Source organism: Pseudoalteromonas sp. MER144-MNA-CIBAN-0113 (genome assembly GCF_040308965.1).
Classification (GTDB): Bacteria; Pseudomonadota; Gammaproteobacteria; order Enterobacterales; family Alteromonadaceae; genus Pseudoalteromonas; species Pseudoalteromonas tetraodonis.
Map to the genome: position 1 here is coordinate 1 of NZ_JBEOOG010000438.1, position 258 is coordinate 258.

1 protein-coding gene is annotated in these 258 nt (G+C 42.2%); it reads right to left on the minus strand.

Going from position 1 to position 258, the window contains the following annotated elements:
* On the minus strand, window positions 1–258 hold a 258-nt coding region (locus AAEY57_RS20400; RefSeq protein ID WP_350608711.1), incomplete at both ends, for a urate hydroxylase PuuD.

Below are 258 nucleotides of genomic sequence, written 5' to 3' on the forward strand. Positions count from 1 at the left end.
CCATAGCCTAAGCCAATAAAACCAAGTGATGCGCCAATAGCTGCAAATTTACTTAGCTCACTTTTACTGTTATCGATTAGGTAAACATCGGCGCCTACATAATAAAGTAAGCTAAATAATAAAACACCGGTGATCCAGGTTGTATAGGCTTCCCACTTAAACCAATGCAGGGTATGGGGCATTTTTTCAGGCCCATTTTGATACTTAGCCACTTCGTAAAAGCCACCGCCATGCACGGCCCATAAATCGCCTTTTATG